At 44.2% G+C, this 18,069-nt stretch carries 15 protein-coding genes, 8 tRNA genes and 1 pseudogene; 5 read left to right on the forward strand and 19 right to left on the reverse strand.

The features are described from left to right. Window positions 1–39: 39 nt before the first annotated feature. The 3 genes from ACYX4M_RS13920 to ACYX4M_RS13930 form a co-directional block, all read right to left on the reverse strand. Window positions 40–1,143 carry a DUF917 domain-containing protein gene (locus tag ACYX4M_RS13920; RefSeq protein ID WP_476080548.1) on the reverse strand — a complete coding sequence of 368 codons (1,104 nt, stop codon included), beginning with the start codon at window positions 1,141–1,143 and terminating at the stop codon, window positions 40–42. Between the two features lies 1 nt (window position 1,144). Further along, a complete protein-coding gene (locus tag ACYX4M_RS13925) occupies window positions 1,145–2,728 on the reverse strand; it encodes an ROK family protein (protein ID WP_476080549.1) in 1,584 nt (527 codons plus the stop codon). 73 nt (window positions 2,729–2,801) lie between these two features. After that, complete coding sequence (locus ACYX4M_RS13930; RefSeq protein ID WP_476080550.1) at window positions 2,802–4,145, reverse strand: purine-cytosine permease family protein; 1,344 nt, start codon at window positions 4,143–4,145, stop codon at window positions 2,802–2,804. Between the two features lie 152 nt (window positions 4,146–4,297). On the opposite strand from ACYX4M_RS13930, the pseudogene ACYX4M_RS13935 reads away from it, so the two are divergent. Together ACYX4M_RS13935 and ACYX4M_RS13940 are read left to right on the forward strand one after the other, a co-directional pair. Further along, window positions 4,298–4,429, forward strand: a pseudogene (locus tag ACYX4M_RS13935) (Lrp/AsnC family transcriptional regulator); the annotation flags it as partial. A 39-nt stretch (window positions 4,430–4,468) separates the two neighbouring features. Continuing rightward, complete coding sequence (locus ACYX4M_RS13940; protein WP_476080551.1) at window positions 4,469–4,780, forward strand: Lrp/AsnC ligand binding domain-containing protein; 312 nt, start codon at window positions 4,469–4,471, stop codon at window positions 4,778–4,780. Between the two features lie 115 nt (window positions 4,781–4,895). On the opposite strand, the gene ACYX4M_RS13945 is transcribed toward ACYX4M_RS13940, so the two are convergent. Further along, entirely contained in the window at window positions 4,896–5,489 is a 594-nt protein-coding gene (locus ACYX4M_RS13945; RefSeq protein ID WP_105932030.1) for an acyl-CoA thioesterase, read from the reverse strand. Window positions 5,490–5,581: 92 nt separating this feature from the next. Here ACYX4M_RS13945 and ACYX4M_RS13950 point away from each other — a divergent pair, with 92 nt between their 5' ends. The 3 genes from ACYX4M_RS13950 (at window position 5,582) to ACYX4M_RS13960 (ending at window position 9,701) form a co-directional block, all read left to right on the forward strand. Then, a complete protein-coding gene (locus ACYX4M_RS13950) occupies window positions 5,582–6,202 on the forward strand; it encodes a flavin reductase family protein (RefSeq protein ID WP_476080552.1) in 621 nt (206 codons plus the stop codon). A gap of 49 nt (window positions 6,203–6,251) precedes the next feature. Beyond that, a complete protein-coding gene (locus tag ACYX4M_RS13955) occupies window positions 6,252–6,908 on the forward strand; it encodes a cupin domain-containing protein (protein ID WP_476080553.1) in 657 nt (218 codons plus the stop codon). Between the two features lie 216 nt (window positions 6,909–7,124). Then, window positions 7,125–9,701, forward strand: a complete 2,577-nt coding sequence (locus ACYX4M_RS13960) for a hypothetical protein (protein ID WP_476080554.1) — start codon at window positions 7,125–7,127, stop codon at window positions 9,699–9,701. A gap of 65 nt (window positions 9,702–9,766) precedes the next feature. Here ACYX4M_RS13960 and ACYX4M_RS13965 read toward each other — a convergent pair whose 3' ends face one another. From ACYX4M_RS13965 to ACYX4M_RS14035, 15 genes are all read right to left on the reverse strand, one after another. Then, window positions 9,767–11,173 (reverse strand): alanine/glycine:cation symporter family protein, encoded by a 1,407-nt coding sequence (locus ACYX4M_RS13965; RefSeq protein WP_476080555.1) that lies wholly within the window; start codon window positions 11,171–11,173, stop codon window positions 9,767–9,769. 343 nt (window positions 11,174–11,516) lie between these two features. Then, window positions 11,517–11,592: transfer RNA gene (locus ACYX4M_RS13970), tRNA-Gln, on the reverse strand. Window positions 11,593–11,596: 4 nt separating this feature from the next. Further along, a tRNA-Leu gene (locus ACYX4M_RS13975) sits at window positions 11,597–11,681 on the reverse strand. A 32-nt stretch (window positions 11,682–11,713) separates the two neighbouring features. After that, window positions 11,714–11,790: transfer RNA gene (locus ACYX4M_RS13980), tRNA-Met, on the reverse strand. Window positions 11,791–11,842: 52 nt separating this feature from the next. Beyond that, window positions 11,843–11,918: transfer RNA gene (locus tag ACYX4M_RS13985), tRNA-Gln, on the reverse strand. Between the two features lie 2 nt (window positions 11,919–11,920). Continuing rightward, a tRNA-Leu gene (locus ACYX4M_RS13990) sits at window positions 11,921–12,005 on the reverse strand. 35 nt (window positions 12,006–12,040) lie between these two features. Beyond that, window positions 12,041–12,116 (reverse strand) — tRNA-Gln (locus ACYX4M_RS13995). 4 nt (window positions 12,117–12,120) lie between these two features. Further along, window positions 12,121–12,205 (reverse strand) — tRNA-Leu (locus ACYX4M_RS14000). A gap of 35 nt (window positions 12,206–12,240) precedes the next feature. Next, window positions 12,241–12,317, reverse strand: a tRNA-Met gene (locus ACYX4M_RS14005). 171 nt (window positions 12,318–12,488) lie between these two features. Further along, entirely contained in the window at window positions 12,489–13,502 is a 1,014-nt protein-coding gene (locus tag ACYX4M_RS14010; RefSeq protein ID WP_476080556.1) for a peptidylprolyl isomerase, read from the reverse strand. A gap of 124 nt (window positions 13,503–13,626) precedes the next feature. Next, window positions 13,627–14,718, reverse strand: coding sequence for a redox-regulated ATPase YchF (ychF, locus tag ACYX4M_RS14015; RefSeq protein ID WP_118489665.1), 1,092 nt, complete (start codon window positions 14,716–14,718; stop codon window positions 13,627–13,629). A gap of 41 nt (window positions 14,719–14,759) precedes the next feature. After that, window positions 14,760–15,341 (reverse strand): aminoacyl-tRNA hydrolase, encoded by a 582-nt coding sequence (gene pth / locus ACYX4M_RS14020; protein ID WP_025254772.1) that lies wholly within the window; start codon window positions 15,339–15,341, stop codon window positions 14,760–14,762. A gap of 5 nt (window positions 15,342–15,346) precedes the next feature. Then, entirely contained in the window at window positions 15,347–15,979 is a 633-nt protein-coding gene (locus ACYX4M_RS14025) for a 50S ribosomal protein L25/general stress protein Ctc (protein WP_476080557.1), read from the reverse strand. Window positions 15,980–16,312: 333 nt separating this feature from the next. Continuing rightward, window positions 16,313–17,314 (reverse strand): NADPH-dependent aldehyde reductase Ahr, encoded by a 1,002-nt coding sequence (ahr, locus tag ACYX4M_RS14030; RefSeq protein ID WP_476080558.1) that lies wholly within the window; start codon window positions 17,312–17,314, stop codon window positions 16,313–16,315. 129 nt (window positions 17,315–17,443) lie between these two features. After that, on the reverse strand, window positions 17,444–17,899 hold the full coding sequence (locus ACYX4M_RS14035) for a ribose-phosphate pyrophosphokinase (protein ID WP_334059233.1): 456 nt from the start codon (window positions 17,897–17,899) through the stop codon (window positions 17,444–17,446). Between the last annotated feature and the right edge of the window lie 170 nt (window positions 17,900–18,069).

The raw sequence follows: 18,069 nt of genomic DNA on the forward strand, positions 1-18,069 counted from the left end.
GTGAATACATCATTTATCAGGGGCTTTTTGTATTAATACTTAAAATGTTTTTTTTTCAGACAGCGCAACATAGTCAAAATCAAAGCCGAAGGCTCTGGGCGAAACCGCCGCAAGGGCTCGTTTCGATTTGTAAAACGCTGGGCATTCCACGGCAATAATTGCTACCCGTTGTCCGTATTTTATGCGTTCAGCATTGATAGGTTCGCTAGTTTCAATATCTACAAGTACGATCAAGTCGGGAACACTTGCTAACACCTTGTCGTTTTGTTTTGCAATCAGATATTCATTTTTGATGTTTACGGTCACGGGAGGTTCGCCATTAAAGCCCGCTACAGTAAGCTCACCAACGTCGTACCCTCCAACAATAGCTACACTTTTATCGGTGATCTTACCTTCAAATAGCAGTTTGCACTGCCCGTAAACTGATTTCTTAAAGCACGCTTTCAAATGTGGCATCATTTGTTGAACGTGACCTCGATGCTTTATCAGCACCTTGCCCAAATTTATGGCGAACGAAACAGTGTGAGGAATAATCGCTGTTTTAACAAACGCGCCTGACATAGGGTGCTCTGCCGCGGTTATCATACCGCCAGCCGCCATAGAAAAGCTTCTAATATGGCGCTCATAAGTTGTTGTATCTGATGTCGAAAACGCAGCTGTGTTTCCTGCGTAATCTCGTGCTACCGCGGGGGTCGGCTTTGCGCCAGCAATAGCATAGGTCATCATTTGCGCTTCGGGTAAAGCGCGGCCCATACCATCACCATCTATCATGGGAATGCCGGCACCGGCGGCGGCCACAAGCGGCAACAGTGAGTTTCCTCCACCAATTTCAAACGATGCAATGGCATTTACTTTTTTGCTGGTATGCTTTTCAAATGCACGAAGTGTGTCTCCAGCCTCATCAATAGAGGGCAGCAGTTCTAGGCTGACCGTGGGCGCACCAACAGCGCCAAGTGCTACCACGTAGTCTTCGCTGTTTAACTCATCAGGCGCGACAAGGGACACCGGGCCGTATTCTAATAAAGCTTGCTTAGCTAAGAGCATGGGCAAGTAGGGGTCACCACCGCCACCCGTTGCCAGAAAAACTGAGCCCATACTTAGCGCGTCTAAATCGTCTATAGTTACGTATGAATTGCGCTGCATGTTAGAAGGCTCCAGTGTGGTGTTCAGAGGTTTTGTTACTTGGGTTAACAGTGGCGATATCACCTACAACTTTCACTCTTACACGTCGCATATCACCTTCCATGTAAGGCACCTCTATTTCTTCAATATCAATAGTGCGTACTGTAGTTTTGTCGGCGCCAGCAGCTACGGCCTTGTCTATGGCAAGCTGAGTTACACCTTTTATTGCGTCGTTGCGTGACATTGCACGGTACGACAACATGCTTTCAGCTTCCCCGCCAATCTGCGCAATAGCAGCGCCGATGGCATTAGCTACACCAGCGTTTACGGGCCGAATAACGTCGCTGGCAGCCGGTAAGTCGCCTTGTATCAACACGGCTCCTCCACCCACTAAAATTACCGGTACTGGTTTGTCGTCGGGCTTCATCATTTCAATGTGGTAATTCAAGGTATCACGCATGGTTGTTATGGCGCTTTGGATGACGTCACTGGATACATGCTTCACTTTCTCACTATCACCAATGTCTGCATGGCCACTGGCAACAATAATGTCTGTGGTAGTTAAGGTGTTGCCGTTAAATATCAATGCCTCGTCTACCAACTTGTGCCCACAGGAATCTGGACCAATGCGCTTGCCTTCATCTCGTACAATACTCCCACCACCAAGTCCAACAGCATTAATATCAGGCATGCGAAAATTCGTTCGCACCCCGCCCACTTTTATAATTCGGTTTGACTCCCTCGGGAACCCGTTTTGTAGAACACCAATATCTGATGTGGTGCCGCCAATATCTACGACGATAGCGTTTTCTTTGCCGGTAAGTTTGTAGGCGCCTCTGAGTGAGTTTGTGGGCCCAGATGCAAAAGTAAGGGCCGGATACGCTCGCACGAAGTCGGCATTCATGAGTGTTCCGTCGTTCTGGCTAATAAAAAATGGGCAGTTAAAGGCATGCTTCGTCAACGCGTTTTCAAATGCATTAACCACAGATTGAGCAAATGGGCGTAACGTCGCATTTAAGATGGCGGCATTTTCTCGTTCAAGCAGGCCGATACTCCCAATTTGGTGCGACAAGGTGATTTCACAATCGGGAATTGCTGTACGTATAAGTTTAGCTACCAGCAATTCTGGTTCAGCGTTCATTGTCGAAAATGCTGACGCAATTGCAACCGACTTTATCTCTTTTTGTTTAATATCAGCAATGACGGCTTCTATTTCTTGAATATCGATATCCGCAACAGGGTAGCCATCGTACAAGTAGCCACCATGACATTCGTAAATACTGGGGTTTATGGCGTTGACCAAATCTTCAGGCCACTCAATCATAGGAGGGCAGCCTTTTCCGCTAGGAAGGGCTAAGCGAATAACAGCAATGTTAGATAACTGGCGACGCTCTACAATAGCGTTAGTAAATTGCGTTGTACCAATCATTACCGCATTAATATTGTTTGCAGATACCGATGCCTTGTTAAGGAGGGCGTTAAGGCTATCTATAATTCCGCTTGCCACGTCTGCAGTCGTTAATGACTTGTTAGTGGCTAAAATCGTCTCATTGTCGAGTAGTACAGCATCAGTATGTGTACCGCCAACATCAATGCCTATACGCATAAGTGTGCCTCAAAATGGTAAGATGAAGTAGTAAGAAAGCAGATAATTACAGGTCGTGTTATATCATCTAAATTCATAGTGAAACTCGTCTAACTACAAGCAAGCGTAAGGCTGAACAAACAACAAAATGTAGTATCGCACTGACTAAAATTGCGTCTAACGCGGCAACCCCTGTAACAAGGGAGATCGGCTCGAACAAGTCATAGCCGGCAATTCCCGCACCTACTGCCCAAGCTATTAACGCGCTTTTGTGGCTGGAATGGTTAAGGTTTTGCGCATCGGATGACATTTGTTCAGAAGAAAGAGAGGTAGAATGGTGTGACTCAGAATTTAGTTTCACAAAATACGCGCTTTTATTTAGCACAAAAAAGTCTACGGCGATTATACCGGCCACAGGAATAAACACGGCTGTTAGAACGGATAAGAACAACACGAATATTTCGAGAATATTAGCAAAAGCGGCGAACATGCCCACCACACCTAAACCAATAGCCACAAGATTTTGTTTTAAGCGGGGCAAGCTTGCATTGACCGCAAGCTCGGCGCTGTAAAGGTTCAGCGCATTTAAAATCCAGCTGCCTGCGACAATGATAAGCAGTGACCAGCTGCCTATTCCTAGAGCCAGTAATACATCAAGTATATTGTTCGCTTCAAGCGCATAAGCGGCGAAACCGGCAATAACAATTACGGCGCTTTGAGCAATTAAATATGACCAAAATGCGGTATATACACCGCCTCTACGCTGACGACTAAAGCGAGTAATATCAGGCAATATAATGGCACCAATAATAATCACTCCGACAATAAGACTGACCCCTTGACTAATAGAGCTTTGGGCTTGGCTCATGTCATTGGTAAAGTGTTCAAAAGAGGTGATTGTAAGAGACTGATACAAAAGAACGGCACTTACGGTCATCATGATAGGCACCAGAACTACCGACAAACGGTTGATGACGTTAAATCCATACATGGTGGTAAGTATCATCAGTATGCCCACAATAGCTTCTATGCCTATGGTAAGGGGTAGCTCTGAAGTGTCGTGATTTAAAATGGCGGCAACAGACGATGAAAATAAGTCTAAATTTAAGCCAAACCAGCCCACCAATGAAACGGCAAAAAGTAAATTGAGGATTTGAGCCCCCAAACTACCAAAGGCTACCCGAACGAGCATGTAAGAGTTTTTACGCGTTATAACGCCGATAGAACCCATTAACCCGCCAACAAGGGTGAGCAGCATACCTCCTATAAGCAGTGTTATTACAGTTTGTTGCCAAGAAAGTAATGCGAATAACTCTATGCCAGTCATAAATGTCGGTATTGAAAATGACACCATTGCTGACACCGCAGCAACTCTTGGCCATGAAACTAATGCGCCGTCTTCAATGTCTTGTTGTGATGTGTCGTATGGTGGTTCCATATCTTCTGCTCTGATGAAAAGAAAACCTAGTGTAAGTGAGTTAACGGTGAATTTCTGACGGATGTTTAGCGCTTTTCAAAAACTTTCTTTTTAAGTACAGTCGCAAAACAAAAGATAAATTTGGTAGGAGACATCGCATCGCCAAAAAGACCATTAAGCTAGATGAGTACAATAAAAAAATTCTAGCTACCATTCATAAATACGCAGATATTTCTAATCAAGAATTAGCAGATCGTGTTGGCTTGTCGGCAAGCGCATGCTTTCAACGAAAGAAAGCACTGCAGGAAGCAGGATACTTTTTTAATTTTCATACTGAGATGGATTTGGATCGTATCTGTGAGCATGTATTGGCATACGTAGAGTTTTATCTTAAAAGCAATACAGCGCAGCAGCGGCGACAGTTTGAAAACGCATTGCAAGACATCCCCGAGTTTATGGATTGCTTAAGAATGAGCGGTGATGTTGATTATATTTCATTCACCTGTTTCCCTAACTACAACGCACTTAAGCAAATGTGCGACAGTTTATCTGACGATCCAAATTTGGGGATAAACCGAATTGTTATCCGTCCAGTGTTGGAGCGCACGAAGTGGTACTTAGGGTACCCTCTGGAAAAACTGAAATGGATTGACTAACGATTTCCGCCCGCAAGATATAACGCTATTAATGCCTAAGTAGTAACTCGCCCGTGTTCTCATATGCCGTTTAACGGCTATGTAACTGACATAAACGGGCGCCCAAGTTATCTCTCTACTTTCCATCACATTGAGAATTAGTTTTATCAAAAGCGCTATCTCTTTCAAAACTAATTGTACATCGGTGGGCATCGATAAGCGCAAAATCCTCTTTGGGAATGAAAGCGTCGTAATCGCGTTGAAGCTTAACTTGTGCTTCCTTGCGAATTTTACTGCGACGGATAGCGGTCACAAAGTTTCGCATTTCGTGGTGGTTCGTGAGCTCCAGTTCAGGCACAGTAACCGGCGTGCCGCTGTCATCTTTAGCTACCATGGTAAAAAAGCTATTGTTGGTGTGCTTAACTTCATTCGTTTTAATATTTTCCGTGGTGACTTTTATCCCCACAACCAACGATGTATTGCCCACGTAATGAACCGTTGCATCTAGATGAAGTAAATCGCCAACCTCCACGGGTTGTAAAAATTCAACGCCATCCACAGTTACCGTAACGCAATACGCACCTGCATGCTTGCTCGCGCAGGCATAAGCGACTTTATCCATTAGGGATAAGATAACGCCTCCATGCACCTTTCCGCCAAAATTAGCGAATGAAGGTACCATTAATTCAGTCAGTCTTGTTCTTGAAAATGCGACACTTCGTGCAGTCATAAACAACCTTATTTTTATTAGTCTTGAAAACGGTAGGTAACGTAGCTATATCAACGCTAGATTTTACACTAACACACTTTTGAGGAATGGCTTTGTCACAAACGCATTTTTATCAACCAAAAGAAGGTCATGGCCTTTCTCACGATCCTTTTAACGCGATTATCGCGCCACGTCCTATTGGATGGATTTCTACAAAATCGAAAGCGGGAGTGCTAAACCTTGCCCCGTATAGCTTTTTCAATGCCTTAAATTATACGCCGCCAATTATCGGCTTCTCTGTAGTTGGCAGTAAGAAAGACTCATTGGTAAACGTGCAGGAAACGGGCGAGTTTTGCTGGAATCTTGTATCGCAAGATTTGGTTGATGCGATGAACACGACAAGCAAACCTTTAGCACCTGAAGAAAGTGAATTTGATCATGCTGGTCTACAAACTGTAGAAAGTGAAGTAGTAAGTGTACCCCGCGTAAAAGCGAGCAAGGTCAGCATGGAGTGTAAGCTTACCGACGTCGTGCAGCTTAAGTCTGCCTCAGGCGATGAGGTGAATAGTTGGTTTATTATGGGCGAAGTGGTGGGCGTACATATCGATAAGTCGCTTATTGAAAACGGTGTTTATAGCACGCTAAAAAGTGCGCCAGTTTCACGTGGCGGAGGACGTGGTGATTACTACACTATATCCCATGAGAATTTTTTCGAAATGCTAAGACCTGAGTAACGGTCTTTAATAGAGTATCGGCAAAACTTAATCCTCATTGGTGACCTAGATGTTAAATATGAACTTTGATGAACGCTTGGCTATAAATACGCAGTTGCAAGAGTGGCAAGCATCACCATCGTCTACGGTATGGCGAAAGCCGTTAGAGCGTGAAGCGAAAGAGTCGGGCCACACAACTAGCATAGTGAAGTATGAGCCTGGCGCTAGCTTTAAGCAGCATAGCCATCCGTATGGAGAAGAAATTCTTGTACTTGAAGGTGTATTTTCCGACGAGCACGGAGATTACCCCGCAGGCACATACATGCGTAATCCGCCGGGCAGCAAACACAGCCCGTTTAGCAAAGAAGGCTGCGTGATTTTGGTTAAGCTAAATCAGTTTGATAAGCGGGATTCGACTGAGGTTAGGGTGAACACTAATACTGCAGAGTGGCTGCAAGGGCAGGGCGGTTTACAAGTGATGCCGCTACACAACTTTGAGCATGAACACGTAGCGCTAGTTAAATGGCCAGTGGGTGAGGTATTTAAGCCTCATAAGCATTTTGGTGGTGAAGAGATTTTTGTACTGTCGGGAACGTTTAAAGACGAGCATGGTGAGTACCCCAAAGGTACATGGATTAGGAGCCCCCACATGAGCCAGCACCACCCTTACGTTGATGAGGATACAATAATATGGGTTAAGACAGGGCATTTGCCCGTAGCCTTGTAAGTACAATGATAAAATAGAACTTGAAAAGAGGGGGATTACTGTTTAAATTTCGCGTTGATTATCAGCAGAAAAATCGAGCATTCTTACCGTTTAAAAACATGGATAGTTTTAGTTGTCGCGTTTTGGATAAAGTTAAGTAAGTTTACCTCTCTAAAGCATTGCCTCTTCTATTTTTCCGATGTTCTTATAAAGCATGCTCATAATTACGAGTGTAATATGAACAGCATAGTTAGCCTTATCAAACATAGTGCGGTTGCCGTCGTCGCTTTATCGGTATTAGCAGCATGCGGAGGAGGAGGTGGTGGAGACTCTTCATCCCCTTCACCTACCCCTGTAACACCTACTAACCCCACCTCTCCTCCAAGTGGACTTTTTAGCAAGTATGAGGGGCTTAAGAACGAAGCAGTAGTCGACAGCACTTCTGCTTATGATATTGCCTATTATGTAACATCGGCTTTAGATACGTCTGTAATGTTAGTGCATTCAGACGAATTTCCTTATGCTCGTTTTGACCGAGTGTTAACAGATCACGAGCAACCGTCTGGGTTAGACTGTGAGTCGGGAGAGTTAATTGTTGGCGAATTAAAAAATGACACCTCTGAGGTTGAATACATAAACTGCGCTTTGGGGCCTTATACCTTCAATGGTAAAGGTGCGTTGTCTGTATCTTCGGTGTCTTCTAATGGCGAGTCGTTTGAGGGGACCCTGTCATTTGATAGCCTCACCATCGACAATTCACGAATGGTTGCAGACTTCGAGGGTACGATTGAAGCATCTGTTGGTGAACAATACACAGAGTCAGCCACTGTAAACGGACTGCTTACATACGCGTCATCAGGCGTTATGGTGTTCATTGATGACGTAGATATCGACACGACGATTTCCGAAAATAACCCAGTGCTAGTGCCTGAAGGCAGAATCTACGTTTCTCCTTATGGTTACGTTGATATTATGACTATGCAACCTGGCTCATTCACTTCACCGTCTCTTGCCCTCGCTATAACGGGCTCAAGCACACTTATAATCAAAGAAAAAGAAGAAGGGCTTGTCTCTGTTGGCCTTTTCAGCGATATCAATAATGCTGAAGAGCCTACACTTGTTATTCCCTTTTCTTTTATCGGCAACCAAGATTATTTAGGTGCTGAGAATACTGCGCCACTTGTTAATGTGGCTTCTACGTCACTTGAAGCTGACCGCAACGAGTTTGTGTTATTAGATACAAGCGAAAGTAGTGATGCTGATAACGACCTTCTTACTTTCCAGTGGAGCGTTCTATCGGCCCCTGAAGGTGCTAACGTTACATTTCAAAATAACGGCTTTAACAATACTCGCGTAAGCTTTACTCAGTCTGGCCAATATCAGCTTCAAGTTATCGCTTTTGATGGAAAGGTAGAATCAGACCCTGTAACGGTGTCGGTTTATGTTAAACAAAGCCTGCCACAAATAGAGCTCGCGAGCGTAGCAAGTGACCTACAGGTGGGTGAAGTATATTCAAATAATATAGAGATATTAAACCCAGAGGGGAACGGACCCTTCGAATTTAGGTTAGTTACCTCGCCGCTAGATATGCAAATATCCGATGACGGAACCATTGAGTGGGAAGCATTTGTGCCTAATTTTGGCTACCCGCTAGACGTTAACTTTGAAATAGAAGTGAGAAATCGCGATTATGCAACAAGGCTCAAGCACACCCTTACAGTAGCTACTAACAGCACAGCTGACCCTGTTGTAGAGAATTTAACTTCAGACGCCGACTATTACGAGGTTCTGGGAAATATTGCTGCCACAAGTGACGGCTATGCGGTGGGGAGTTTGAAAGGGGTGTTTAGTTTAAATGAAGATAGAAGTACGTTATTTACTGAAAAAGCGGCTGGCGAGCTAGAGCCTACATTTGTTTCTTTATCGACCACTTCTTTTGATATTTACGGTTGGGAGGTATTTGACTCTACGTTAGTAAGAAAAAGTTTTAACAGTAATGCAGTGTCAGAATACGCGATTAATGTGAATGGTAGCCCTCCAGAATTTAAATTTGTTAACGTGGCTGGTATTGACTATATCCTCGTAAGAGTGAACAGAGAGCTCTTCATTGTTGAACAAGACAGCATGCAGGAAGTGGCGCAATTAACTTTATGGGGCCTTGAAGGAAGCGGACGAATCCGCGGGCTGAGTGGTTATACTTGGCAGGAACACAATTATATTGCGATGGTTGTTGACGATCATCTCGTTATTTTACAAAAGACACCTGAAAGCTTTGAAGTCTTTAGAAAAGTTAAATACCCAACGGAGCAAGAGGTGTATCTTATCTCCGATGAGCCAGCTATTGTGAACGCATACGTTGATGATAGCCCCATTGTATCCATCATGGTTAGGGAGAGAATTAACGTTAACAGCACCAACCCACAAGCGCTTCTTTTCAATCACATTTACAATGTTAACGATGACAGCTTTGTGTCTGTTTACTCTGATTCAAGCATTGAAATCTCGAGAATGACATCAGCAAATCGCCTTGACTATTGTAGCGAGTTTTCTGATACAAAAGCTCACGGCGTGACATATGTCATTTCCCCAGAGTTTAACTTAACCGATGATTTGCAATATGATTCTAGCCAAGCTAAATCAAAAGTGTACGCATTAGATATGCATTCAGGCGAACTTATATGGGAGTCTGACTTCTTACTGGCAGACTCAGAATTAGAAGCTAGTTTGAATAATAATATTTACTGTGACGAAGATAGCGAAGGAAATGTCAGGTTAACCTTTGCTACCGGCAAGGTACTTTATCAAACCCATTAAAATTGCTATATAGAAACAAGAAGGGGCATCAATGATGCCCCTTTTTTTTAACTTAAAATGTTGGGTTAATCCCAAATACCATCTTCTGACTTACCCTGTATTTCACAGTCGCCCGCTTTGTATTCCATGTTTGCGCCACTGTCTTTTTTCTTAAAGTAGTCTTTGCTGATAGAAACAATGGTAGGGGTCATCCATACAATAGCGATGATGTTGATTACTGTCATTAAACCTAACGCCATATCGGCCATTGCCCATACCTGAGGTAGCGCTGCCTGTGCGCCCCAGTAAATCATGCCTAAGTAGCCAATGGTGTAGACTGCACGGCCGATTTTATTATCTAGCTTGAACATGTGCAGGTTACTCTCTCCATAGGCGTAGTTTGCTACTACAGATGTGAACGCAAATAAGCTGATGGCGGCTGCCACGAAGTCTGTACCGCCTTCACCTAGATGACTGCTCATCGCATCTTGAGTTAAGCGGATACCTTCCATCTGGTCAGAGCTTGAACCGCCAGCAAGTAAAATGATAAACGCAGTCGATGTACACAGTATTAGTGTATCTAAGAAAACTCCGAGCATCTGAATGTAACCTTGCGATACCGGATGGTTAGGGTTTGGAACAGCGCTTGCTGCTGCGTGCGGTACAGAGCCGCTGCCCGCTTCATTTGAATAAAGACCACGCTGAATACCATTTTTAATGGCAGCACCTAGTGCACCAGCCCCCGCTTCTTGTAAACCAAATGCCGACTTCACGATATCAAGCAGCATGGCTGGCAGTTCTGAAATATTAATGAAGGTAATGGCAAGCGCTACTAGCACGTAGCCAATCCCCATGAAAGGAACCACAAACTCGGCAAAGCGGGCAATGCTTTTAAGCCCTCCCACTACGATTAAAGCTGCCAGAGCAATAATGGCTAGGCCCACATATTCAGTAGGGAAAGAGTACGCATTGTTTAACGCATCGGTAATGGTATTAGCTTGAACGGCACTGAAAACGAAACCGTAGCCAAAGAACAAACACAGCGAGAAAGCAACGGCTAGCCAAGTTTTGTTCAAACCTTGCTTTATATAGTACGCAGGGCCGCCACGAAATTCGCCATTCTCGTCACGTACTTTGTAAAGCTGGCCCAAAACACTTTCCGCAAAGCCGGTGGCCATACCGAGAAGAGCAATCATCCACATCCAAAAGATAGCGCCAGCACCACCTAGTGATATAGCTACCGCAACGCCAGCTAAGTTACCTGTACCTACACGGGCGGACAAGCTGGTACATAAAGCTTGGAATGAACTTATCCCGTCTTTACTAGAGGTGTTACTGCCTTTTAGCAAGCTGAACATATGGCCGAAGTGCCTAAGCTGTACACCGCCTAGTTTTACGGTAAACCAAATACCACATGCCAAAAGCATGATAATGAGTACTTGGCCGCCTCCCCAAAGAATATTGTTAACTAATGAAACGAATTCGTTTATCACGCACTTTCCTTCGTTATTGTTTTAATAGTTACTCGGACTGTAAAAATGAACTGAACATGATAGGTGCGTTGTCAGAACAAACGGTTCGGTTTGGGCAAACACAGATCTGCTAAACCTTAGAATAAGCCGAGCTATATCGATAAAGAACCAATACTAGCACGACAATTAAATGATTGGACAATGAAAACGTACTGAAACTATGACGTTTTATGCTCTCATATAGCAAATTTATTCATCTAGGGAGGGAAGGGTGTAGAGTTTAAAACTAAAATCTATCAGCACTTTTTAAAATTGGAAAATAGAAACAAAAAAACCGCTCAATAGAGCGGCTTCTTCAAGAATATGGCTGGGGTAACAGGACTCGAACCTATGAATGGCGGGATCAAAACCCGCTGCCTTACCAACTTGGCTATACCCCAATATTGGTGCGGAAGGAGAGACTTGAACTCTCACGCCGTGAAGCACTGGAACCTAAATCCAGCGTGTCTACCAATTCCACCACTTCCGCAATGTAGACTTCCAATTAAGGAATGTAAAAGTTGGTGGCTACGGCGAGATTCGAACTTGCGACCCCATCATTATGAGTGATGTGCTCTAACCAACTGAGCTACGTAGCCTTAACTTTTATCTTCAATAAAAAGCCGCTCGATGAGCGGCTTCTCAAGAATTTGGCTGGGGTAACAGGACTCGAACCTATGAATGGCGGGATCAAAACCCGCTGCCTTACCAACTTGGCTATACCCCAAATGGTGCGGAAGGAGAGACTTGAACTCTCACGCCGTGAAGCACTGGAACCTAAATCCAGCGTGTCTACCAATTCCACCACTTCCGCGTAGACGCTAGCTATAATAGTCATTCAAAAAAGAATGGCTGGGGTAACAGGACTCGAACCTATGAATGGCGGGATCAAAACCCGCTGCCTTACCAACTTGGCTATACCCCAGTCGTGGTGCGGAAGGAGAGACTTGAACTCTCACGCCGTGAAGCACTGGAACCTAAATCCAGCGTGTCTACCAATTCCACCACTTCCGCGCAGCTAGACTTTCCTAAAAGAGATATGTGAGAATTGGTGGCTACGGCGAGATTCGAACTTGCGACCCCATCATTATGAGTGATGTGCTCTAACCAACTGAGCTACGTAGCCTTGCTATTCTCTTCCCTCTCAGGAAGTGGCGCGTATTATGCGTATATGACTGGCAACCGTCAACCCCTTTTTTACTAACTTTTTTTAAATGCTCATTAAGTGTGCGCATTAGGGCGAAATACGCACAAAAAGCCGTGAATTTGAACAACTTGCAAGGGGGAAAGTACGCATTTACCAAGCTTTGTTACTGGCTTTTGTTTGATAATAACACACGTCAATTGGGCGCGGGCCGTAGGTATTGTCATGAAAAAACGGGTTATCTAGGTTTCTTCCCGTATTAGCCCGCTTTTTGTATTCTTCATGATGTGGCGTTTGTAAAAAGAAAGGCGTTGAGTTGCCATTATGTACAAAAGCCTGCTTTATTTTACTCTCTTGGGTTATGTTATCTAGTACACCGCCTGAGTCCTTGTTGCCTCTAGGCAATTTTTGAAGTAGCTCCATACCTTTCACAACGCGGCCAACTACCGACATATTTCTGTCTAAGTGTCGTGGTGCTTGCCCAATAACGATATAAAACTCGGTGCTGGCGGTATCTTTCTCGCTATTGCGAGCAAACGCCACAACACCAGGGCAGTGAAGCCCCCACATTTCTTTACGGCTTTTATCAACGCCTACTGGAAAGCCGTCTAGAAAGCCGGTGTTAGGAGCAAACATATCCTTGGTTTCAACCAGATTTACGTTGGTATTGAGAGGTTGGGTAAACTCAGCGTTAATAGGCTGCAGCAGTGTTGGCGGAAATTGTGCTGCGTCGTGAGTATCATTACTGCCTGCCTGTGCGACAAACCCGTCTACCACACGATAAAACGTTTGTTCATTGTAAAAGCCTGCATCTATTAAACTTTTAAACCTGGCCACATGTTTTGGCGCAAGGGTAGGGTGAAGTGCAATAACCACGTCGCCATGTGCGGTTTTAAAAGTCACCGTATTAGCTTGGGGTACCTGATACCAACTGTCGGCATTGCTTACCAACGTTGGCGCTATTTCGCCGCCGCTGATGCTAGATTGTGTGTTTTGCGCTTTAATCGAAGTTTCACTGGCAATGGAAAAAGTAGCAAAGCTTAGTAAACATAACGTTCTAACCGAGGCTTTAAAAAGGGATTGTCGTTTTTTAGGCTGTATGTCTCGCTGCGACTTACTTTGCAATAATGCGAACGGTTGTGAATTGCTAAGCTGTTTTAAAATCATTATAAGGGCCGTTAGTTTTTTATCTGTTATATCAGCCCTATGAACGCTTCACAATTGTTTACCGCAAACAAAAAAGCCACCTTGCGGTGGCTTTAGTAAACTGTGCTTATTTCTACATTAGCAATTATACGTTAAAGCGGAAGTGAATAACGTCACCATCTTTAACAATGTAGTCTTTACCTTCTAAACGCCATTTACCTGCGTCTTTTGCACCTTGCTCACCGTTGAATTCAACAAAGTGGTCGTAGCTGACTATTTCGGCGCGAATAAAGCCTTTTTCGAAGTCGGTGTGAATTTTACCCGCGGCTTGCGGTGCTGTTGAACCTTCAGGGAAGGTCCAAGCGCGCACTTCTTTAACACCGGCAGTAAAGTAGGTTTGAAGCGTTAGCAAGTTATAACCGGCACGAATTACGCGGTTAAGACCAGGTTCTTCTAAGCCCATGTCCTGCATGAATTCTTCGCGCTCGTCATCTTCAAGCTCTGCAATATCAGACTCAATAGATGCACAAACTGCTACTACCGTAGCATTCTCGCCTGCTGCAATTTCTTTTACCTGGTCAAGGTACGGGTTGTTTTCAAAGCCGTCTTCATTCACGTTAGCAATGTACATGGTTGGCTTAAGAGTAAGCATGTTCATGTAGCTGATTGCCGCCAGTTCTTCTTTGCTAAGCTCAAGTGAACGAAGCAATAAGCCTTCATCTAGGTGCGGCTTAATCTTCTCCAGCACTTTCATTTCGTACTTAGCGTCAGCGTCGCCGCCTTTAGCGCGTTTTGCTACGCGGTGAAGTGCTTTTTCTGTGGTTTCTAAATCAGATAGCGCAAGCTCGGTATTAATAACGTCAATGTCATCTTTAGGGCTAACGCGACCTGCAACGTGAACAATGTTTTCATCGTCGAAGCAGCGTACTACGTGACCGATAGCGTCGGTTTCACGGATGTTTGCTAGGAATTTATTACCTAAGCCTTCACCTTTAGAGGCACCTTCTACCAAACCCGCAATATCAACGAATTCCATAGTAGTGGGAATAACGCGCTGTGGGTTTACGATTTCAGCCAACTTGTCCAAACGAAGATCTGGCACAGGTACTACACCTGTGTTTGGCTCGATGGTACAGAAAGGGAAGTTGGCCGCTTCGATACCTGCTTTTGTTAATGCATTGAAAAGTGTTGATTTACCTACGTTTGGTAGGCCAACAATACCGCATTTAAAACCCATGGCATGGATCCTTAGTTTGGAAAAGTGAAAACTGGCTAGGTTTACCCTTTGTGAGAGTGCAACCTGTTCTGTGCTTGCTTAAGGTCTTCTTTCAGCAAAATTTCGGTACAGCGTACCGCTTCATCAACGGCGCTTTCAATAGCTGCCTTTTCATCTGCTGGTGGCTTACCAAGAACATGGCCGGTTACTCGGCTTTTATGACCTGGATGACCAATACCTATGCGCAAACGCAAAAAATTCTTGTTGTTACCCATTTTAGCCACAATGTCACGTACGCCGTTTTGACTAGAACTTCCACCCACTTTGTATTTTGCTACGCCGGGGGGCAAATCTAATTCGTCAAACGCTACTAATATTTGTTCTGGTTCTATGCGGTAAAAATTAGCCAGTGCTGCTACGGCTTGCCCACTTTTATTCATAAACGTAGTGGGGTAGAGCAAACGGACATCTTTGCCTGCAATGGTAATGCGAGCAGTCTTACCGAAGAATTTAGTTTCTGGTTTTAGCGGGGCGTTGTAGGTGTCGGCAAGTTGGTTGAGAAACCATTCACCGGCATTGTGTCGGGTATTTTCATATTCGGGGCCTGGATTACCCAGACCCACGATTAGGCGGATATCAGCCAAGAGGATTATTCCTCTGAAGCCGCTTCTTCGCCGTCTTCTTCTGCTTCAGCCGCTTTAGGAGCAGGCTTAACAGTTACAACCGCTAGGTCGTGAGCTTCGTCGTTCTTCGCAAGTTCTACTGAAGAAACGCCAGCTGGAAGAGTTAGGTCAGAAAGGTGTAGCGTTTGACCCATTTCAACACCAGCCATGTCTACTTCGATGAACTCAGGAAGATCTTTAGGCTGACAAGTAACTTCAATTTCAGTTACGTGGTGCTCAGCAATACCGCCAGCTTTTACAGCAGCAGAAGCTTCTTCGTTTACGAAGTGAAGTGGTACGTTAGTGTGAACGTCTTCGCCAGCGATAACACGTTGGAAGTCAATGTGCATGATCTTCGGCTTGTACGGGTGACGCTGCATATCTTTAACTAGAACTTCAACAACTTTACCGTCTAGGTTTAGCTCAAGAACGTGAGAGTAAAACGCTTCAAAGTCAGCAGAGTTGTTTACTTTGTTGTGATCTAGAGTGATAGAAACTGGTGCTTCTTCACCACCGTAGATGATACCAGGAAGCTTATCTTCGCGACGTAGGCGGCGGCTCGCACCTTTCCCTAGGTCTGTACGAACAGAAGCGTCTAGTTTGAAATTTGCTTCAGACATTGTCTGTCTCCAAAAATATAAGTCTAATGATGTGGATTTTTGCGACCAAAACCCACTGTAATTTGATGTTTATCGCGTTTGAAAATACATTCTTTCGCACGATAAATCATCAGCCCAAAATTCAAGGGCGGCGAATTCTAACACCACCTACTACAACATACAATTGCCAACACAGATTAAAATCGAAGAGAGTAAATATAAAATTGGCACAACTAAAATTAAAAACGCGCAAAAGCGCGTTTTTAATTTAATCAAGAAAAGTATAGACAGATTTCCATCCGAGCTATCTACTCTGGTTTCACTATTGGATGTTGATGTCTTAAGCGTTATCGCTTATTTGGTCAGCACAACCCTGTAATGGGCTTTGCCTTCTCGTAACCGTTCAATAGCGTCATTTACATCATCAAACTTAAAAGTTTCGGTAACGGGTTCAATATTATGCTGGGCTGCGAAATCGAGCATGGTTTTGATGGTTGCTGGGCTACCTACAGGTGAACCTGATACGCTTTTTTGACCACCAATTAAATTAAACGCACCTATATCAAGAGGCTCAAGGGTAGCTCCAACAAAGTGAAGTCGACCCTTCGGCGCCAATGTAGATAAATACAGATTCCAGTCTAGCTTTACATTAACCGTCGAAATAATCAGGTCGAAGCGACCGCGTGCTTTCTTTATCTCGTTTTCATCACGACTATTAATAGTATCTGATGCACCTAGCTCTAACGCTTCCTTTTGCTTAGATTCGCTTGAAGTAAACGCGACTACTTTACATCCCCACGCGTTTAAAAACTGCAATGCCAAGTGCCCTAGACCACCAATGCCGATAACTCCAACTTCACTTGCTGGGCTAATACCAAACTGGACAAGAGGATTGAATACAGTGATGCCGCCGCAAAACAAAGGGCCTGCTTTTGTGCTGTCGATAGAATCGGGAAGGGGAATAACAGCGCGGGCCTGGGCGCGTACTTTATCTGCAAATCCGCCGTGGCGACCACCGATAGTCATAATAGCATCGGCACACAGGTTGTGATCGCCTTCCTCGCAAGTTCTACAGCTATTGCAATAGGATGAATGCCATCCGAGTCCCACACGCTGTCCAACTTTAAGAGAGGTTACATGCTCGCCCACTTGACTGATAGTACCTACCACCTCGTGTCCTGGCACAAAAGGGTACTCTGTCATACCCCATTCATTATCAAGCATGCTCAAGTCACTGTGGCATATACCACAACTTTCAACATTTATTTCAACGTCATGCGAAGCAAGCTCGCCGGGGTCGTACTGAAACTTTTCCAGTTTTGCGCCCGCTTCTTTAGCGGCATATGCATTAATCATCAATGGTCATCCTTTTAAGTGTAGGTATGTACTATTAGCACGAGAGCAAAGGTTATTCGCTGTTTAAAAACATTAATTATGTAAGTTATATAAACAAGTTATTTGCTACTTATTTCGCACAAGGTACGATCATTGTGTTTGAAGGTTATCAATAACTTTGCTGGTATCAAGCACCTTAACACTTGATACTTGAAGTACAGTACCGAATTGGGTGAAGGTCATCATATCTGGTTTAGGTGTGCCTTCAACTTCAACAACAAGTCCATTCTTTTGATAGGTTTCGTCTAGACCATGTAAGGTATAACGGTCGCCGTTTTCGGCAATAAATGCATAAAAACCGCCTTCTAGGTCTTTGTATATAATGCTGCCTTTCATAGAGACTTCACCTTTTACGCTATCTTCAACGGCTTCAGCTTGTGTAACAGGTTCAGCAACCAGCTCTTTGGGCATAGATTCCGTCTTGCTTTCCATTTGCTTTTCTTTATCTACCATAGTGACGTCCTTATTACTTTCTTCTTGAGAGCAAGCGACAAGTGCAAGCGCAGAAGTAATTATGAGTGCGAGTTTAAGGTGGTGTGTTTTCATTCTTATGTTCCTCTATTAAACAAGAGTAGGGTTTGCGGTTAGCGCCCAGTTAGAGCCAAGTGTCCAGCAGTGCATAATTTTTGGCTTCTACCGATTAAAGCTTTGCTTAACAGTCTTCCATGGTGTTTAAGTAATTTCTACAAAAAACGCAGAAACCTATACATATTTTT

The organism is Alteromonas sp. ABV4_150 (assembly GCF_056311745.1).